Annotated in this window: 16 protein-coding genes and 1 riboswitch; of the genes, 12 read left to right on the top strand and 4 right to left on the bottom strand. The window is 52.9% G+C overall.

Going from position 1 to position 19,526, the window contains the following annotated elements:
- The first annotated feature begins 69 nt into the window (after positions 1-69).
- The 5 genes from IM700_RS03760 to IM700_RS03740 all read left to right on the top strand — a co-directional run bounded on the left by IM700_RS03760 (position 70) and on the right by IM700_RS03740 (position 4,838).
- Complete coding sequence (locus tag IM700_RS03760; RefSeq protein ID WP_193416848.1) at positions 70-1,566, top strand: spore germination protein; 1,497 nt, start codon at positions 70-72, stop codon at positions 1,564-1,566.
- Positions 1,556-2,656: a Ger(x)C family spore germination protein gene (locus IM700_RS03755; RefSeq protein WP_193416847.1), complete on the top strand. Its 1,101-nt coding sequence runs from the start codon at positions 1,556-1,558 to the stop codon at positions 2,654-2,656. The genes IM700_RS03760 and IM700_RS03755 overlap by 11 nt, the downstream gene beginning before the upstream one ends.
- An 18-nt stretch (positions 2,657-2,674) precedes the next feature.
- Entirely contained in the window at positions 2,675-3,784 is a 1,110-nt protein-coding gene (locus IM700_RS03750; RefSeq protein ID WP_193416846.1) for a GerAB/ArcD/ProY family transporter, read from the top strand.
- Between the two features lie 108 nt (positions 3,785-3,892).
- Complete coding sequence (locus IM700_RS03745; protein WP_155606857.1) at positions 3,893-4,213, top strand: PadR family transcriptional regulator; 321 nt, start codon at positions 3,893-3,895, stop codon at positions 4,211-4,213.
- 13 nt (positions 4,214-4,226) lie between these two features.
- Positions 4,227-4,838, top strand: a complete 612-nt coding sequence (locus tag IM700_RS03740; protein WP_193416845.1) for a DUF2812 domain-containing protein — start codon at positions 4,227-4,229, stop codon at positions 4,836-4,838.
- Positions 4,839-5,183: 345 nt separating this feature from the next.
- Here IM700_RS03740 and udk read toward each other — a convergent pair whose 3' ends face one another.
- Positions 5,184-5,807: a uridine kinase gene (gene udk, locus IM700_RS03735; RefSeq protein WP_193416844.1), complete on the bottom strand. Its 624-nt coding sequence runs from the start codon at positions 5,805-5,807 to the stop codon at positions 5,184-5,186.
- Positions 5,808-6,052: 245 nt separating this feature from the next.
- Between udk and IM700_RS03730 the strand changes: the two genes are divergently transcribed.
- The gene (locus IM700_RS03730; RefSeq protein ID WP_193416843.1) at positions 6,053-8,686 is read left to right on the top strand and encodes a cation-translocating P-type ATPase; all 2,634 of its coding nucleotides are present in this window, start codon (positions 6,053-6,055) and stop codon (positions 8,684-8,686) included.
- A 185-nt stretch (positions 8,687-8,871) separates the two neighbouring features.
- Positions 8,872-10,581, top strand: coding sequence for a methyl-accepting chemotaxis protein (locus IM700_RS03725; protein ID WP_193416842.1), 1,710 nt, complete (start codon positions 8,872-8,874; stop codon positions 10,579-10,581).
- On the opposite strand, the gene IM700_RS03720 is transcribed toward IM700_RS03725, so the two are convergent.
- Positions 10,571-11,665, bottom strand: coding sequence for a YeiH family protein (locus IM700_RS03720; RefSeq protein ID WP_193416841.1), 1,095 nt, complete (start codon positions 11,663-11,665; stop codon positions 10,571-10,573). The two genes, IM700_RS03725 and IM700_RS03720, sit on opposite strands and share 11 nt — an antisense overlap.
- 130 nt (positions 11,666-11,795) lie before the next feature.
- Here IM700_RS03720 and IM700_RS03715 point away from each other — a divergent pair, with 130 nt between their 5' ends.
- Positions 11,796-12,680, top strand: a complete 885-nt coding sequence (locus IM700_RS03715; RefSeq protein ID WP_193416840.1) for a LysR family transcriptional regulator — start codon at positions 11,796-11,798, stop codon at positions 12,678-12,680.
- Positions 12,681-12,881: 201 nt separating this feature from the next.
- Here IM700_RS03715 and IM700_RS03710 read toward each other — a convergent pair whose 3' ends face one another.
- The gene (locus IM700_RS03710) at positions 12,882-13,634 is read right to left on the bottom strand and encodes an SDR family NAD(P)-dependent oxidoreductase (RefSeq protein ID WP_193416839.1); all 753 of its coding nucleotides are present in this window, start codon (positions 13,632-13,634) and stop codon (positions 12,882-12,884) included.
- Positions 13,635-13,888: 254 nt separating this feature from the next.
- Between IM700_RS03710 and IM700_RS03705 the strand changes: the two genes are divergently transcribed.
- From IM700_RS03705 to IM700_RS03690, 4 genes are all read left to right on the top strand, one after another.
- Entirely contained in the window at positions 13,889-15,169 is a 1,281-nt protein-coding gene (locus IM700_RS03705; protein WP_193416838.1) for a methyl-accepting chemotaxis protein, read from the top strand.
- Positions 15,170-15,377: 208 nt separating this feature from the next.
- Positions 15,378-17,096: a methyl-accepting chemotaxis protein gene (locus IM700_RS03700; protein WP_193416837.1), complete on the top strand. Its 1,719-nt coding sequence runs from the start codon at positions 15,378-15,380 to the stop codon at positions 17,094-17,096.
- A gap of 112 nt (positions 17,097-17,208) precedes the next feature.
- On the top strand, positions 17,209-18,324 hold the full coding sequence (locus tag IM700_RS03695; RefSeq protein WP_193416836.1) for a threonine aldolase family protein: 1,116 nt from the start codon (positions 17,209-17,211) through the stop codon (positions 18,322-18,324).
- Entirely contained in the window at positions 18,321-18,665 is a 345-nt protein-coding gene (locus tag IM700_RS03690; RefSeq protein ID WP_193416835.1) for a DsrE family protein, read from the top strand. Before IM700_RS03695 ends, IM700_RS03690 begins: the two co-directional genes overlap by 4 nt.
- A gap of 58 nt (positions 18,666-18,723) precedes the next feature.
- On the opposite strand, the gene IM700_RS03685 is transcribed toward IM700_RS03690, so the two are convergent.
- Positions 18,724-19,056 carry an ArsR/SmtB family transcription factor gene (locus tag IM700_RS03685; protein WP_193416834.1) on the bottom strand — a complete coding sequence of 111 codons (333 nt, stop codon included), beginning with the start codon at positions 19,054-19,056 and terminating at the stop codon, positions 18,724-18,726.
- Between the two features lie 261 nt (positions 19,057-19,317).
- Positions 19,318-19,492: riboswitch (cyclic di-AMP (ydaO/yuaA leader) on the top strand.
- Positions 19,493-19,526: the final 34 nt, after the last annotated feature.

The following is a 19,526-nucleotide window of genomic DNA, read 5'->3' as shown; positions in this document are numbered from 1 at the left end:
GTGCCGGTTTTTTGCATAAAACCCGACACGCCGCGGCACCTTATAGGAAAATCATTGAAATCGAGGAAGATGTTTGTGGACCTTTCCGGCGAAAAGGGGCGGCAACACGCAGGTCGGTTAACCCTGACCTTGGCTCAAAAATCCAGCGATTTTCATGAATTCTCTCCCTTTGAGGACGATGAAGGGTTGATTCGAATCGCCTATTTTCGCTCCTTGGTGTCGGCGGAGAAAGTCACGCATTTCCTGCTGCCGGCGATTCAGAAGCATCGAGATCAACTCGTACGCCCGGATGATATACGAGGCTTGCTGCCGTTCGCCGAGGTAAACCAAACGGAACAGGAGCCGGAGGCCGTCGCGAAAATCATGGAGGGGTGCGTGCTCCTCCGGATGAGTTCGGCGGAAGGTACGTATATCCTGGCGAACCTGGATAACGGTCAATTGGGGCAGCGGCAGAACAACGATACCGAGAACGAGTTCAGCGTGGTTGGACCCAAGGCCGGATTCGTGGAGAACTTGGATACGAACCTGCATCTCTTACGGCAGAAGCTTCCAACCCCCGGGTTGATCATTGAAACGCTGACGGTCGGTTCGCGTTCGAAGACGAAAATCGCCGTCGTATATCTGGAGGACGTCACCAATCCGGAGTACGTTCATGCGGTGAAACAACGTCTCACAGACTTTGATTTCGAGGTGTTATACGATACCTCCCAACTGGAGGAGATCCTCGCGGATAACTCGAACACGTTGTTTCCGTTGTTCTTGTCTTCCGAACGGATCGACCGAATCGCGTATGCGATTACCTCCGGGCAGGTCGCTGTTTTTTCCAACGGTTCTCCTTACGCAATGGCGGCCCCAGCCAACTTTCTGGGGTTTTTCGTGTCGCCGGAGGATTATTACTTGCCTTGGGTATTAGGATCTTTCTTTCGCTTTATTCGCTTGCTGAGCGTGATGTTCTCCATCTTTGCCACCCCGATTTACGTGGCGGTCATGACATTTCATTACGAGGTAATCCCCGAAAGCATGCTGGGTCCGTTGATTGAGTCACGTATTCATGTGCCGTTTCCGCCGGTGGTCGAGGTCATCTTTCTGGAGATTACGATCGATCTGCTCCGGGAAGCGGGAGCGCGCCTGCCCTCCAAGATCGGACAAACCCTCGGGATTGTCGGCGGGATTGTGATTGGCGAAGCTTCGGTGCAAGCGGCATTGACCAGTAATATTTTGCTGATTATCGTTGCCCTTTCCGCATTAGCGTCTTTTACAACTCCGATTTTTAAGATGGCCAATACGATTCGGCTGCTGCGTTTCCCGTTTGTCTTATTGGCAGCTTTCTTGGGAGGGCTTGGCATCACGACAGGTTTTCTTGTGCTGATGGGCCATTTAATCCGTCTCAAGTCGCTGGGGATGCCATATTTCGTACCGCTTTATCCGTTCCGGAAGGGGAATCTGGATGACAGCGTCATTCGGGCCTCCTACCAGTACATGGCTCATCGCAGCTTATTCCTCCGCCCCTTGTCGGCGTTTCGTTACCGTCCTCGTTCCCGGAAGGAGAATAACGATGCAGAATAGGCTGCTGCGGTATCGAATGCCTGTCGTTTCGGGTCTCCTTGCACTGGTGTTGCTGCTGGCCGGTTGCAGCCAAACCCGGATCGTGGACAATATCAAAATTCTGTCCGTACTTGGGGTGAACCGAGACAAGGAGGAGTACCAGGCGGTCGGATTGTACGTGGACCATTTGCGTGGCGACAAGATTATGCCCCTTCAGGGAAAAGGAGAGAATATGGAGCTACTGCTCAGTGAGATGAACATGCAGTCGCCCCATCCGATCCATTTGGGGAAACTGCGGCTGCTGGTGTTTGACCGGCGGATGGCGGAACAAGGGGTGGCCCATTTCATCCACACCTTTTGCCGGAATCCGCTGATCAGTACAAGTATGATCGTGGCTATATCGGAGCAACCGCCGGAGCGGTTATTCCGGAATCTGGAGGGCGAACACCGGGAGGCGCTGCCCTATTATTTGATCGAACAGAACGTCATTTCCGATAACGTGCCGCTGAATAACTTGCAGATCTTCCTGTTCAATTATTATGGGGAGGGAAGAGATCCGTTTGCCCCTTACTTGAGCGAGAATCAGGATGGCAAAATCGAACTTACGGGTCTCGGCATCTTTCATGATGACCGTCTCAAATTGGTGCTTGGCGCCAAGGAGACGCTGCTTCTCAAAATGTTGAAAGGCCGGGGGACGGGCGGGATTCTTCCGGTCACCGTTTCGGCGGAGCCGGGAAATCGTACAGCGGCCTTTAACGTGTCCAAGGGAAGGCCGGTTATGCGATTGTCCCGGGATGGCGACGCATCCAAATTGATGATCGACTTGCATCTGGTTGGCATGTTGAAGGAGCCACCTAGTGGCATTAACATGCGGGACCAGGAGGCATACAGGAATATTGTGTCTATGCTGGAGCGGCAAATCGATTTAGGTGCGGTGAAACTGCTGAACAAGCTGCGGGACAAGGGGGTGGACCCGGTTGGCGTCGGTGACTTCGTCCGGGCTCATCGCCGATCGTGGGATGAAGAGGTTTTTTACAAGAGGGAATACACGAATATGCGCTTTGAAATTCATACCCAAATCACCCTGAAAGAATCGGGAATCGGAAATTAGAAGAAGGCGGGGAGTCGGATGGGCGGTACCGTCAAGGAAAGCAACCAAGTCTCGGGTTACCTCGTCTGGTTCCTCATTCATGGTGTCCAGACGGGGATAGGCATGCTAAATTTTCAGGAAAAGATTGCACATGGCGCGGAGCAGGATGCCTGGGTATCCCTCCTGTTTGTCGGCGCATGTATGCATTTGCTGATTTGGATGTTATTCCGTTTGATGCGGATGGCCGAAGGTGGAGATATCTTCTCCCTTCACCGTCAACTGTTTGGTCCCATCGTAGGGAACGGTTTATCCGGGATCCTGTTCTTCTATTGCGTCTTGATCTGCACAGGGCAAATCCGTCCCTATGGGGAAATAATTCATGTGTGGGTATTCCCCGATGCGCCGCTTTGGCAAATTTCGATCATCCTATTAGCGGTGGCCGGGTATATCGTATCCGGAGGGTTTCGCGTCGTCGCCGGGATCTGCCTGCTTTGTGTCGTGATCCCCAGTCTGGTCCTGCCGTCGTTGTACTTCCCTCTGAAAATTGCCCACTGGCTCAATTTCCTTCCCCTATGGAACCATGAGCTGGGGGATTATGCTAAATCGGCGGTCCAATCCGTTTACATCTATCTGGGGCCCGAGTTCCTCTTGTTCTATTATCCGTTTATCAAAAATAACACCAAAGCGCAGAGATGGGCTCATCTCGCGGTTGCTCACACTACTCTGCTCTACATGACGATCCTTGTGACTACTCTCAGCTATTTTAATATCCGGCAATTGAAGCACACCCTCTGGCCGACGCTGATTCTCTCGAAAATCATCCGTTTCGCTTTCCTGGAGCGTTTTGACTATATCTATATTTTCAACTGGCTGCTTATTATCTTTCCCATCTGCTGTATGTCGATCTGGGCGGCCGTGCGTATCTTGACCCAGACGCTGAAGATCTCGAGGAAATGGGCATTAGGGACGACCACACTTGTCATTATCGGAATGGTGCTCTCGCTGCGGACTCCCGTGAGTATTGAGCGAATGGAACATGTCATCTCGCTGGTTGGCGGCGCCTTCACCTTTGGTTACCTTCCGCTGCTGTTCCTCGTTGCTCTTGGGCGACAAGCAACGAAACGGAGACGCTCGGCCCGAAGTAGTTGACGACAGGCGGGGCATTTTTTTTATTGCAATATACAGTTGAACTATATATAGTGTAACTATGCAGTTGTACGATATATTGGGGAGTGCGTAGAGGGAGGGACGAAACAGATGAGCAGGGACAACAAGCATTTGCCCTTAACGGAAACGGTGTACTATATTTTGCTCGCGTTGGCGGAACCGGCGCATGGCTACTTGATAATGCAGAAGGTAGAGGAGCTCAGCCGTGGGCAGGTACGGATGGCAGCCGGCACCTTGTATGGAGCAATCGACAATCTGGTGAAGCTGAAGTGGATTGAGCCCGTGGCCACGGCGGACAGCCGCCGTAAGGTATACGCGATCACGGGTCAGGGCCGAGAGATTTTATGGCTGGATTACGAGCGAATGAACCATATGAGGAACGTCACGAAGGAAATCATGTCTTGGGAATAAGGGGGACAATGGTGTGCAACAACTTAAATTTTTCATCGATTTTGAAAAAGAGGAGCAATGGCTGAACGAGATGGCCAAACGGGGATTCACATTGGCGGGGAAGTCGATCGCCTATACCTTTGAACGGACCGAGCGGGAGGATGCGGTGATCAAAATCGATTTCCGTCAATTTAGAAGCCGGGCCGATTTCGAGGACTATCTGGCCTTGTTTGAGGACAGCGGCTGGAAGCATGTGGCCGGCAGCAAATCGTCCGGGTCGCAGTATTTCCGCAAGGTTGACGAGGCGGCAGGCGATGATATTTTCTCGGACGCCGATTCCCGTGCGGGGCGCTACCAGCGCTTGTCCCGGATGTGGTTTTCGCTCGCCTGCTGCTATATCCCGATTTTTGCGGCGATGGTCTCAACGGGACTGGTGGATGCCACAGCGTTCACCGATCCGAAGGCTTTATATTACACCCCGGGTTTATGGGAGAAAACGGGCATTTCGTTTTGGCAGGCGTTTCTGTTCGAAACCCCATTTGCGTTGGGGCGTGGTTTCGCGTGGTTGTTGTTCCCGCTGCTGATTGGGCTTTATTTCATCTTCTTTGCCCTGGCCAAAAGCCGGTACCGGCAGGTGAAATCGTAGGAGTAGGCTGCGTGGGGCAACAAAACAAAAAACCTGCAAAAGTGCAGGTTTTTCGGAGAAAACTTGATAAACAAAAGGAAATACCTGCAAAAGTGCAGACATTTCTTTGGAATATCCTGATATGGGCCAACTCTGGCCCAAATAACTGTATTTTTGCAGTTATCTTGAGCCTAAAGGCAGTTTGGTAGATAAATTACTGCATATTTGCAGTAATTTCACGTGCAGGGGCGCCTGCACGAGGTGTTGGGTCGGTGAACCGCCGCTCAGCGCATCATGGCGTGCGACGCAGCCGAGCGTATGCCTCCGCACATCTTTCCCGCGCATCAGCGCAGCACCCGTCTCCTTCTAGACCTTGTACCCGCCGGTTAAATGCTTCTCCGTCAGGATGGCCAGCATTTGAATGCCGATTTCGTTATGCCCGCCTTCGGGGATAATGAGGTCGGCGTATTTTTTGGACGGCTCAATAAACGCTTCATGCATCGGCTTCACCGTTGCGAGGTACTGCTGATGGATGGAATGGATCGAGCGCCCCCGTTCTTCCATGTCACGCAACACGCGACGGAGGATACGTACATCGGAATCGGTATCCACGAACACCTTGATGTCGAGCATCTCTCGCAGTTTCTCATCGTACAGGACAAACAATCCCTCTACGATAATGATGTTGTTCGGCAGTAGCTTGACCGTCTTCTCGGAACGGGTGTGGATCGTGAAATCATACACCGGCGCATAGGCGGCTTGTCCTTTCTTGAGTTGGGCAAGGTGTTCCACCATTAGCTCGTTGTCGAAGGCAAAGGGATGGTCGTAGTTCGTCTTCTCCCGTTCGGCCATGCTGAGTTGCGACTGGTCTTTATAGTAGTTGTCCTGCGAGATAAACGTGACTTTATCCGTGTCCAGCTGACTGATGACCGAGCGGGCGACCGTCGTTTTCCCGGACCCGGTGCCGCCGGCAATACCTATGATTAACATGAAATTTAATACCCTCCTAGAAATACATCCCTCTAAACGTTCCCGTTTAACATTTCAGTATTGTAGCATAGCCCGGGCTTTTTTTCATCTTGATATGGCTTAATCGGGATCCTTCATATTATGGCAAATTTGTGGCGGGATATCGAGGTGCGAGAAGTTGACTTTTTCTCATAATTTCTAGTGGATGTGGTTTACAATAATGGTAAGTCATTGACTGTCAAATTTGAGTAAAGAGGTGCTGCTGCATGTGGCATACCAAAACCCGGGAAGCTGTCCTGCAAGAGCTGCAAGTGGATAGGGCTGCCGGACTTTCCACGGAAGAAGCCGGAAAGCGGCTGTCAGAGTACGGGCCGAACCAAATCAAAGGGAAGCCGAAACCAAGCTTATGGTCGCTGTTTTTTGCCCAACTCAAGGATATGCTGATTTACGTGCTGCTCGGTGCCGCCGTCGTTACGCTCATCGTCGGGGAGTACATGGATGCCGTCATCATTTTGGCCGTTGTCCTGTTGAATGCGATCATCGGCGTCATCCAGGAGCAGAAAGCGGAGAAAGCGATCGAGGCGCTTCAGCAAATGACCACCCCCAAAACGCTGGTGCGGCGCGATAGCGAGGTGAAGGAGATTGATTCCGGAGAGATCGTTCCCGGAGATATCGTCATTTTGGATGCCGGGCGGTTCATCCCGGCCGACTTGCGTCTGTTTGAAAGTGCTAACCTGCAAATCGAGGAATCTGCGCTGACCGGAGAGTCCGTGCCCTCAGACAAAAACGCCGAAGACCTGCACGAAGAAGCTCAGACCCCAATTGGGGACCAGAGCAACATGGCGTTCATGTCGACGCTCGTGACCTACGGGCGTGGTGAAGGGGTCGTCGTTGGAACGGCCATGAACACCGAAATGGGCAAAATCGCCAAAATATTGGACGAAGACACGCATGAGTTGACCCCGCTGCAAAAAAAGCTTGAAGAGCTCGGCAAAATGCTCGGCTATATCGCCATCGGAATTTGCGTCGTGATCTTCGTGATCGGTCTGATTCAAGGGCGTGATCTGTTTGAGCTGTTCCTGACCGCGATCAGTCTTGCAGTAGCGGCCATTCCGGAAGGGCTACCGGCCATCGTGGCCATCGTATTGGCGCTTGGCGTGACCCGCATGTCCCGCATCAACGCGATCGTCAAGAAGCTGCCGGCCGTCGAGACGCTTGGTTCGGTCAACATTATCTGTTCCGATAAGACCGGGACCCTGACCCAGAACAAAATGACGGTTGTGAAGCATTTTACCGCGCAGCCGCTGGGGGATGAGGCGCCGATCGAAATGATCAAGACGTTTGTGCTTTGCTCCGATGCGACCTACGAGAACGGTCAGGGCACCGGCGATCCAACCGAGATCGCCCTAGTCGCTTACGGCGAGCAGCAGGATATTTCGAAGAAGTCGCTGGAAGCCGAATACAAGCGGGTGTCCGAGAAGCCGTTCGATTCCGACCGCAAGCTGATGTCCACGCTGAACCAGACACGGGAGGGATACCGGGTTCATACCAAAGGGGCGATCGATCAACTGCTGCGAATATCGAACTCCGCCGTGGTTAACGGGAAGGCTGTACCGTTGACCGAGGAGCTGAAGCAGCGCTACATAGAGGCGGCAGAGGCGATGTCGGACGATGCGCTCCGGGTGCTGGGGGCCGCCTATAAGGATGCGGACCGTATCCTGTCCCCGGAGGAAATGGAGCAGGATCTAACGATCCTTGGCTTCGTCGGTATGATCGATCCGCCGCGGACGGAGGTGAAGGACTCGATCCGCGAAGCGAAAGCGGCGGGGATTACGCCGGTCATGATTACAGGCGACCATCGGAACACCGCGGTAGCGATCGCTAAACAGCTGGAAATCGCCAGCTCCCTGGAGCAAAGTATGACCGGGGCGGAAATCGACGAGCTTTCGGACGAGGCGTTTGCCGAGAAAATCAACAACATCCGCGTATTCGCCCGCGTCTCGCCGGAGCATAAGGTGAAGATCGTCAAAGCCTTCAAGGCGAAGGGCAACATCGTTTCCATGACCGGGGACGGCGTCAATGACGCGCCTTCGCTTAAGACGGCGGACATCGGCGTGGCGATGGGGATTACCGGCACCGACGTATCGAAGGGCGCCAGCGATATGATTTTGACGGACGACAATTTTACGACGATCGTCCAGGCAATCCGGGAAGGGCGGAACATCTACGCCAATATCCGCAAGACCGTGACGTTCCTGCTGGCCTGCAATTTTGGCGAGATCGTGGCGATCCTCGCTTCGATTTTGTTCTTTTGGCCGCTGCCGCTCCTGGCGACTCAGATTCTCTGGATTAACCTGGTCACCGACACGCTTCCAGCGATTGCGCTGGGGGTTGACCCCGGCGAGAAGGACGTGATGAAACGCAAACCGCGCAACCCGAAGGAGAGCTTCTTTGCCGGGGGGGCGGCCATGCAGGCGGTCTTGGGCGGGTTGTTGATCGGGGCGCTGACGTTGGTTGCTTTTTACGTGGGGCTTCGCGAGCATGGATATGGTTTACGCTCCGCGGATATTCCCGAAGAGGTGATGACCTATGCGCGGACGATGGCGTTCGTCGTGCTGGCGGCATCGCAGTTGTTTTATTCGTTTGCCAAGCGCAGTGCGACCAAATCGATTTTTGCCATCGGTTTGTTCTCCAACCTGATCCTCGTCGGAGCGGTCGTTGCCGGATTGCTGCTGCAGTTTCTTTCGATCTCCATCCCGTTTCTGGCTGCGGCGTTTAAGGTGGAAAATCTCAGCTTGGCCGATTGGGGGCTCGTCATCCTGCTGGCGCTGATTCCGTTGCTGCTAAATGAGATCGTCAAGATATTCATGCGGGCCGGGAAGGCGAAAGAGGCGGCGTAAGCCATAAATATGAGAATTTTGATAGAACAGAGGAGAATTTTGAATTCCCCTCCTACCATGGTTTGGTAGATGATACAAGTGAATATACAGAAGGAGCATAGGCCGCAGATGACAAGTCTGGCGGCCCTTGTTCGTTAAAGCAAACCAAGGGGGGACAAGGGATGAAGGATAAGGGGAATTCTCCTATGAATCGAAACGGGAGGCTGGCGTTCTCGCTGGGACGGAAGCTGACGGCGGCTTTTATTACAGTATCGCTGCTGGTTGGAGTCATTGCCGGAGTCGCTTACGTATTCTTGAACCGGCTGGACCATAACTATTCCGAATTGCTTCGGCAAAATACGGCGGCTCTGGATCAAGTGGCTAAGTTGGAGATCGAGACGCAGCGTCAAAACAGCCTCCTGTTCGGGTATATCGTAGAGCCGTCGCCTGAGAAGGAGCAAGCACTGACGGAGGTAAATAAGCAGCTGAGCGCGTTGATCGATGAAATCGTAAGCGCTTCCGCGAGTGAGGAGCAGGGGGCGGTTGCTACCTCGTTGTCGGAGTCCAACGCTACGTTTGCCCGACTGCTGGTGAAGGTCCGGGATTACGTCCAATCGGGCAAGCCGGATTTGGCGAAAGCGGAAGCTCTGATGTGGGCGATCCCGACGTCGGATACGATGATTCAGGGGGCGGGTGAACTGCGGATGCTGCAGGAGAACCAACTCCAGGATAAATTAAGGGAGTTCCAGAGGGAATCGACGTTGACGATGTGGATACTGGCGCTGTGCGGTACCGTAGCCATCCTGTTCGCGATCTTGACCGGCGTGATGTTGTCCCGGCAGATCGTAAAACCGATGCGGGTGATGGTGAGTGGCGCGCGTGAACTAGCGGAAGGCAATTTGACCCTTACGGAGACGGTCGTGAGAAACCGCGACGAAATTGGCGAACTGGCGGCTGCATTTAACCACATGAGACGCAGTTGGCAGGACATGATCGGCAATTTGGGACGGCATGCTGGCCGAGTCGCCGATTCTGCCGATCAGTTGCGAAGCCAGTCGGAGCAGTTCCGTGCCTCCTCCGGGGAGATTTCGGGAATTATGGGCCAAATCTCGGCCGGGAGCGAGGAGCAGGTGCAAAGCGTGGAGCTTGGCGTGGCCCAAGTGACGAATGTGGCTGCCGGAGCTCGGGAAATGGCCGAACTGGCGGATGATGCCCGTCAACAATCGGCGGCTGCCGTAAATGAAACTCGGGCCGGCGAGGAGATCGTTGCTTCGGCAGCGGCTCAAATGGCTACGATTCGGCGGCAGATGGACGAGCTGCGCGCGTTCATCGAGCGCCTTGGCGTCCGCTCCGGCCAAATCGCGGAAGCGGCCGAGCTGATTGCCGGCATCGCCAAACAGACGCAGATGCTGTCGCTGAACGCCTCGATAGAAGCCGCGCGAGCCGGGGAAGCCGGCAAAGGGTTTGCCGTAGTCGCCGGTGAGGTGCGGAAGCTGTCGGCGGAGGCGGGGGCAGCGGCGGCGGACGTGGCCGAGATGGTCGAAGGGGTGCGTAGTGAGATGGAGATGGTGATCGAAGCGGCGCAAGCCGGGTCGCACGAGATTGCTTCCGGTATTGCCACCGTCCAACAGGCCGGCGAGGTGTTTACCAGCATCCGGCAGGCCGTCGAGCAGGTGGCTGGCGGGATCGGCCGGGTGGCCGGTCAGGTAGAGCAGTTGTCTTCCCAATCGGAGGCTGTGGTTCAAGCGATTACCACGATCGATCGGGTGGCGCAGCAGACGGCCGGCGGCTCGCGCGAGGTATATGCGCATACGGAGGAGCAATATGCCGGGGTACAGGAAATGATGGCTTCCATGGAAGGACTCAGTCAGTTGTCCGAGGAATTGCAGGCGCTGATCGGAAAATTTAAAGTATAAGCGATATCCAGGTCCCGACTGACAACAGTAATGACGTGATCAGCATCGCGATCAGAGGCCGAAGCGCTTTGGATCGGAGCTCGCGCAGGTTGACGTTCAGTCCCAGACCCACCATGGCCATCGTCAGGAGAAATCCGGTCAGAGTGGAGATATCGCCAAGAAAAGCATCCTTCACAGGGATCCAGGTACCCAACGCATAGGTGCCAATCACGCTGGCCGAGATGAAACCCAGCAAGAACCAGGGGAACGGGATGGCGGCCTTCGGTTTAGGTCCGAATCCGGCAGCCGGTTTTGCTGCGCTTGGGTTCAGCGACAATGTCCCAGCGGTACGCTTCATGCCATACATCAGCAGGAAGCTAAGCGGAATGAGCAGAAATACACGGCCCAATTTGGCTAATATAGCGACGGCCAGAGCGTCTGGCCCGGCCGGCTCAGCGGCTAGCACCACATGGGCGATTTCGTGCAGGCTGACACCGCTCCAAACTCCATATTGAAGCTCGGACATCGGAAGCAACGGTCGAAGCAGCGTATATCCCACGGAGAATAGCGTGCCGACGAAAGCCACCAATCCTGCACCGATGGCGGTATCGTCTTCCTTGGCTTTGAGAATCGGTGAAACGGCGGCGATCGCTGCCGCTCCGCACACCCCGGTGCCGATCCCCAGCAGCAAGGAGAGGGAGAGATCCGCCTTTAGCCATTTGCCGATCAGCAGAGTGGCGATCATGCTAAAGGCGATGGTTACGGCATCTCGAGCCAGAAGAGGCAGGCCCTGTTGCAACACGACGTCCAGGTTCAGTTTCAGCCCAAACAAAACGATTGCTAAACGGAGCAGCTGCTGGGAAGCAAACCGGATGCCTGGACGCAAGGATTCCGGGTATCCGACGAATTGCCGGTAGAGGACGGCTAGCAAGATCGAACAACCAAGCTGTCCGATCCGGTTGAAGCCGGGTAGTTGAGCAAGTCCAAAGCCAAGCATGGCGATCACAAGCGTAAAGCCGATGCCTCCGAACAGGAGCTCGGTTTTTTTTGCGGTTTCGGGCGTTGTCGGCAAGACTGTTTTAGAGGGTAATAAGGAAGTTGACATGTGATTTCACCTCCGTTGATTTGCCCATTTAGCTTAAATCCGCTTTAATAATAAGTAAAATAAATCATGTATATTATTATGATAAGTATTTGATTATGAATGAGATGATTGATCATAAGGAGGAAGCAAAATGGATCCGGCTCTTGAGGTATTTATTACTGTCGCGGAGAAGCAAAGTTTTACCCGAGCGGCCGAAATGTTGCATATGACGCAGCCGGCGGTTAGCCAATATATCCGTTCCCTGGAACAGGCGCTGGGAACCAAGCTGCTTGACCGCAGTAATAAATACGTACGCTTGAACCCGGCGGGACAAATCGTATATCATCATGCCCGGGAAATTTCCGGGTTGTATGCGCGGATGCAGTATCTCATCGACGACATGAAACACGCGGCGCGAGGGGATTTGTCGATCGGTGCCAGCTATACGTATGGGGAGTACGTGCTGCCGCATGTGTTGGCTGTGATGATGGCGGGGTATCCGGAAATCAAACCGACGATCACCATCGGTAATTCCAAGGAAATCGTGGAGTTGGTGGGAAGCCGTCGGCTGGACGTCGGCATCATTGAAGGGGAGGTTCGGGATGAACGCTACCGGATCGTGCCGATTGCCGATGACGCGATGTATGTGGTTGTCCCTGCCGGACACCGTTACGCCGAGCGTAGGGATCTTCGCCTTATCGACTTGCGCGAGGAAACCTGGATCGTCCGGGAAGCTGGCTCGGGGACACGCGAAGCAGTAGATCATCTGTTTGCTCAGCATCGTTTTCACCCGGAGCGATTAATGGAATTCGGCAGTACACAAATCATTAAGGAATCGGTAGAGGCGGGGCTTGGAATTAGCCTGTTGTCCAAAGCGGCGGTGCGAAAGGAAATGGCACTTGGAACACTGAGGCTGTTGGAGATGGAAGGTTTGCCGTATTCCCGTCAATTTTCTCTAGTTACACAGGCCTCTCCCTTTTACACCAAGGCAATGGAAGTGTTTATGGAACTGGCGCAGGAACTGCGGTCATTTTAGAACAATGTATACAGGCATGTGCTGGAGCAGGAAGGCATTAAGTTGGCATATCCATCCCATCGGGTCTTTCTCGAAACGGCGGCGGAAACGTCCGGCGAGATGAACGCCGCCGGTTCTAGGCAATATGAAGCTTGAGCCTGGGTAAACGATAAATGGTCTTTAATTAAGAAACATCCCGCGGGCCGCCGCGGGATGTTCTTGTTATATCGTATAGGGTACCGCTTCGAACGTCTCTGCCTTCGCGATAGCTTCCTCCAGCGACAGACCGGTGAAGCTTTGCGCCGGGAAGTAGCGTCCGCTCTTCTTGTCGTCGACGAAAGCGCCGACCACGATCCCCGGCAGCACGCTTTCCACTGAGTTCGGGGCCTGCGGGCCACCCAAATCGGTCCGGCACCAGCCTGGATCGTTCAAATTGATCATGACGTCGGTGCCTTCGAGGCGAGAGGCCAAATCCTTGGTGAACTTATCGAGCGCTGCTTTGCTAGCCGCGTAACCGGCTTGCTCCGGCTCGTTTTTGATCCCGCTGGTGGTGTTGATGACTCGGCCAAAGCCGCGTTCGACCATCTTGGGGATCAGGCGGTTGCAAATCGTCGTGATGGAAATGAAATTAATTTGAAAGCTTTGTTCGAAATCCGAGACCGGGGTCTGCCAATAATCGGTACGGTAGGCGATTTGGACTGCAGCATTATTGAAGACGATGTCCACCGGCGTGCCGTTGGCTTCGATTTCATCCAGCATCGCCACGACTTCTCGGTGGTTGGCCAGCTCAGCTTGAACGGAGTAGACTTGGACACCGAATGCCCGGATCTCCTGCTCCATCTGCCGGGTATGCTCCTGGTTGCGGCTGTGCAGGATCAGGTTACATCCCTGCTCGGCCATAAACATCGCCGTTTGATAACCTACTCCGCGGCTGGCTCCGGTAATGAGCGCCCATTTTCCTTTCATATTGACCATTCCGATATCCTCCCTGTTTGCGATTCTTCTACGTTGATGTCATAACCCATCTCATTTTACTAGAATTGAAAGCGGTTTACCATCATCCACTCTTATTTGACTGTAGTGATTTGGGACTATATAATGGACAACACATGTAATATTTGGAACTTATGACCTATCTAAATACTAGGAGGAGATCCCTGAATCGCTTCAAATTTTGCTAGAGGAAGTTTAAATTATACCCTACTACGAACAAGACAGGTGATGCTAAGATGAATCGAATTCGTAACATTTCTATCCGTACGCGGATCATGGTGCTCGTCTTTTTGGCGATGTTCGTCTCAAATACCGCTCTAGTCGTAACGTTATCCTATAGCCAACATCATGATTTTTTCAAGCTGATTACGCCATCCTTAGGGTTAAAGGCATTGATCATTTTTATTGTTTTTGAAATTTTCGCGGTAATCATCTCCGAAGTGTTGTTGGTTCGTCCGCTCAAACAAGGGGCGAAGCTGGCTAATTCGATGGCCGAGAACGATTTGTCCGCTGAGATTCGGGTGACCCAGCAAGGAGAAGTGGGCCAGATGATTCAGTCGCTTCAGAAAGCCAGAGATAACTTGAAGCACCTGATTGCAACGATCCAGTCCTCTTCTGAACGGGTGACGTTGTCTTCGGAAGAGCTGAACCAGATTATTGAGCAGGCCAATGGGCAAGTGCATGAAATCAACGAAGGGGTCAAGCTCCTGCTGAACGTGTTTACCCAAAACGCGGAAAGCATGAAGCAAACCGCCGTTGCCATTTCAGAGATTACGAACCATTCGCAGACGACGGCAGAACTGGCCAACCAAATTGCAGAGCGAGCCCAGTTGGTCATAGATTCCGCGGAAGACGGAAAGAATTCGGTGGACTCCATCGTTGAAGCCATTAATGATCTGGCGGCGAATACGAAGCACGTCAGCGGCGAAGTGCTCGGGTTAGAGGAACAGAGCCAGAAAATTACCGAGGTCGTTAGCATTATTAAGCAAATTTCCGAACAAACGCATCTGTTAGCCCTCAACGCTGCCATCGAGGCAGCCCGGGCCGGGGAAGAGGGGAGAGGATTTGCGGTCGTCGCCGGACAAATTCGAAAGCTGGCGGAGGATACGAATCAATCCTTACAGGAAATCGGCAGCTTGGTCGAAGATATGACCGTTCGAACCGGCAGCGTCGTGGTTGCAGTCGCCCAGACCGAGGAGAAGGTCCAACAGGGCGTAACGCAATCAGGAAACGTCAAGACGATGATCAAACAGATCTTGGACAACATGGAGAACACCTTTGCCATGCTGACCGAGATTTCCGATGGAGTGACCACCCAGGCGGCTTCGCTCGAGGAAATGAGCGCAACGTTGGAGGATGTGAATGGCACCATCGAGTCGGGGCTAGAGGTATCCGGCGAGATTCAAGGGCAGCTGGGTACACAGGAGAAGATCTTCGGCGATATCGGGAAAACCTCCGGTAAGCTGGTAGAATTGTCCGAGAATATGAACGGATTAACGAACGTGTTTAAGCTTTAATATTTAACAACCATATGAAAAGAACGCTTGTAGATGACAGGCGTTCTTTTTTATATGCAAAATGTCGAATAGTGTCAGAAAATAGCGGAGATAAAATGAATTTTATGTCGAAATAAGGCGTTTTGTGTCTATATTGTCTCGGGATTTTAGCCGATATAGTAATCAACCTACTTGATTTTACAGAAAATAAATAATAGGAGGGGTTATATTGAGCGCCTGGATCCATCGATTAAGAAACATCAAGATCGTGCATAGCGTCGTGATGTTGTGGGTGTTGTCTCTGCTAGCCACTACGGCAATTGGGGTTGTAGGGATCAACTCGATTTTTCAAATGAATTCCACGACGGAGGAGATTACCTCTGAGATTATTCCCAAGCTGAAGGATTGGGAGGACGTGAACGGTCACATGGGCAACTTGCGCAATACGGTGACGAAAATCATCGACCGCGATTACGATGAGGCCATGATCCAAACGTATGAGGATTTGAACGGTCAAATCTCGGCTATCCTGGATCGGAATGTGGCGGCTTCCCAAGATAACCCGGAAGAAGGAGAGTTGGCGAAGAAAGCCGCTCAAAGTTATGAAAAATACGTATCCTATCTTCCTACCTTGATCGAACAACGAAAGCAAGGTCTTGTCGCCGATCGGAACTTGACGAACGTGGAAATGGCCGAGGCAGGCAATCAATTGACCCAGGACATTCTAAACATCGTCGATTACCAGAAACGCGTGGCTGAAGAGAAAAGCGAGGCTTCGAAACAGCTCTATGAAGCGAGTATCCGGTTTTTTGTCGTGATTTTCGGCGTGGCACTTCTACTCGTTAGCGCCATCTCCATTCTCGTCGTCCTGATGATCCGCTCCTCCATGAAGGACTTCATCTCCAGGGTCGAACGGGTTGCGGAAGGCGATGTAACCATACAATTTAACGGCAAACTCAGCAATGAATTCGGGATGATGAACCGGGCTTTAAACAAGACGATTAGCTCGATTCGCACGATTTTGCAAATCATTGGGCAAGATTCACAGAAGTTAACCCAGCAAACCATTGCGCTGACCGCCTCCTCCGAGGCGATGAAAACGAGCGTTGGCGAAGTCTCGACGGCCATCCAGGAGGTTTCTCTCGGCTCCGTCAATCAAGCGGAGGAATTGGCTTCGATGACAGAGTCCTTCCAGGCATTCGGAGACCGATTGGACGAAATCACCCGCTCCTTGGAGACGGTAGATGGGGCAGCAAAGCAAGTGAACGATAAAGCACAGAACAGCAGTGGCAAACTGGCCGAGTTGGTCACCTCCGTGAGGGGGATTGCCGATTCGTTCGAGGAGACGCAAAGCAAGGTTCATAACTTGACGGGGAGCCTGACTCGCGTGACGGAAATTACTCGATTGATTAGCGACATCTCCACGCAAACCAATCTGTTATCGCTGAATGCGTCTATCGAAGCTGCGCGCGCAGGTGAGGCGGGCCGGGGGTTTGCCGTGGTAGCTGGAGAAATTCGCAAATTAGCGGAACAAACGCAGCATTCTTCACAAGGAATCGACGAGCTGCTGCAGGAGATCGGATTGGAAATGGACGGAGTATCGGCAACTTCGGCCAGAACGGGCGAAGTACTGGCTCGGCAGTCAGAGGTCGTCATGACGACGATGGAGGTTATTCAGGAGATTATCCGTTCCATTCGGGAAATGATGCCGCAGATCGAAGATATCACCGGTTCTGTGGTCACCGTCAACGAGGATAAGAACCGGGTTCTTCTGACCGTGAGCTCGGCTTCTGCCGTAGCAGAACAAAACTCAGCCTCTTCAGAGGAAATCTCCGCCTCGGCCATCGAGTTGAACGGCACCACCCAGGATATTGCCCAGGCGATTAAAGAGCTTGAATCGCTTTCGATTGAAATGATTCAAGAAGTGGAGAAATTTAAATTGGTGTAAAGAAGAGACAAGTCCTACCGGGCGATCATCGATTCCTGCTCCGAATCGAGCTATAATAAGCATGAATTCACAGTTTATGCAGACAGCTTGGAGAGAGGAGCGGCGAAGAACGATGTATGGAAACGAAGGATCATCGGACAAGAAATCGTTAAAGGCGGCTTTCGACCGGACGGTCTATCAAGTGGTGGGCCACGGTAAACGAAATGTGGGGGTGCTGCAGCAGGCTTTTTCCGGGATCGATGGTGAGCTGGACAGCGACATGTACGGTATGGGACCGTCCCTGGAAGCATTCGAAGCAAATATGGCCGGGGTGCTGGGCAAAGCCTCGGCGGTGTTCTTTCCCAGCGGTACGATGGCCCAGCAAATCGCCTTGCGAATCTGGTGCGATCGCAAGGGGACGAAACGCGTAGCCTATCACCCCTTATGCCATTTGGAGATTCATGAGGAAGACGGCTTGAAGGAACTGCACGGAATCGAACCGATTCTTCTGGCGGACAAGGACCGGCTTATTGGATTGGAGGACGTACAGCAACTTGGCGAGGACGTCTCGTGCCTGTTGTTGGAACTGCCCCAGCGCGAGATCGGCGGCCAGTTGCCGCCGTTCGAGGAGCTCGTGGCGATTTCCGAGTTCTGCCGGGAGAAAGACATCAAGCTCCATCTGGACGGAGCCCGGCTGTTCGAAGTTCTTCCCTACTATCAAAAAACCGCGGCGGAAGTGTGCGTCCTGTTCGACAGCGTCTACATCTCCTTCTACAAGGGCATCGGCGGAATCGCCGGAGCCATATTGGCCGGAGAGCCGGAGTTCACAAAGGCATCCAAGGTGTGGAAGAGACGTCACGGCGGTGACCTGATCAGCTTGTATCCGTATTATCTCAGCGCAGATTACTATTATGAGCAGCGCGTTGGGAAAATGGATTTGTATTATCGGCAGGCGCAAGAGCTGGCAGAGTGGTATAACCGATGCCATCAGATGAAGACGGTCCCGGCCGTTCCGGTTTCGAACATGTTCCACGTCCATGCGGATGTCCCCAAGGAACGGCTGGAGCATAGCCTTGTTGAAGTGTACCGGGAAACCGGCGTTGGGTTAACCGCCGTCCTCAAGGAGAAGGCGGATGGAGGCTGTTCCTTCGAGGTGAGTCTCGGAGACCGTTATGGCGAGGTGCCGAAAGACCGGATGCAGTTGACGTTTGAACTGCTCGATCAGAAGCTGAGAGGAGAATCGCTTTGAACCGAAAAGTTATTTTTCTAACGACCGACAGCTTCGGGGACGGTGACCGGGAACTGGGGATGCAGCTGTTGGAAACGTTCCTAACGTTGTTGAAGCAGCGGGAACAGGAGCAGCTTCCGGCGGCAGTATTTTGTGTAAATCGGGGTGTTCTTGCCCTAACGGAGCAGTCGTTTGCTTCGTTGCACCTGAAGGAGCTGGCGAGTCGCGGTGTGCCGGTATTGGCTTGTGGGACCTGCGTTAACTATTACGGCATCCAGGATCAACTCGCAGCTGGCGAGGTGTCCAGTATGGGGCGTTTTATGGAACTGGCTGCGCAATATGAGGTCTTGACGCTGGCTTGATCTCGGCCGAAGAAATCATCAAAGAAACACCGTAAGAATTACGGCATTTGCCGTTTTCTTACGGTGTTTTTTGTTGATCCGGGCTTTGAATTTCCTGTAAGTATTCGTCAAGCCGGTTAAACCGCTCTTCCCATAAGTTTCGGAACGAGGCGATCCACTCGTCCAGCTCCTGCAGGGGTTCCGGCCGAAGCCGGTAAATCCGGCGATTCGCAACAGGTTGAACCTCGACGATGCGGGCTTCATTCAGCACCTTGAGATGCTTCGATACCTGCGGCTGCCGGACTTGGAGCCGATCCGCGATTTCTCCTACGGTTAGTGGACCGTATCGCAGCAGTTCAACCATTTTCAGTCGATGGGGTTCGGCAAGCGCGCTCAAAGTTGCAGTATTCATCGGTCTCACTTCCTTATTTCGAGTATACCTTATTTGGTCGCAAATATTCCAGTAGGGGAATATGAATAATTCACATCACTGTCGACCATCGTCTTATTTCCTCGTAAATTCAAGTCCGTACGAAATAATTAGCGTAGAAGAGCGATGTATACGCGTACCTCGACAATGCGGATCGCATTTCGTTGCCAATCCGCCTTAAACTCATCTTTACACTTTTTAGGGCGGGGAGTATGATTCATCAGTGGTAATTTTTATATGGCAAATACCTGATCGCTGAATTCTTTATTCAGTAAGAAACGGGGGAACCAACCGAAACGGGTCGTGAGGCTTCGTTTCTGGGGTGAATCGCTTGTTTTGGCTATCCTGGCCATGAGCGTAGGGCTGCTTTCGTGCCCGAATCCGTCAGCTAACTCCGTAAGCGTCCGAAAGAGGGAATTGTCGCGGATATTCGCTTGAGTTTCAAATAAAGC

The organism is Paenibacillus rhizolycopersici, assembly GCF_014947195.2.
Taxonomy (GTDB): Bacteria; Bacillota; Bacilli; order Paenibacillales; family Paenibacillaceae; genus Fontibacillus; species Fontibacillus rhizolycopersici.
The sequence above is the reverse complement of the archived record's forward strand: the minus strand, read 5'-3'. Positions and strand labels throughout refer to the sequence as shown.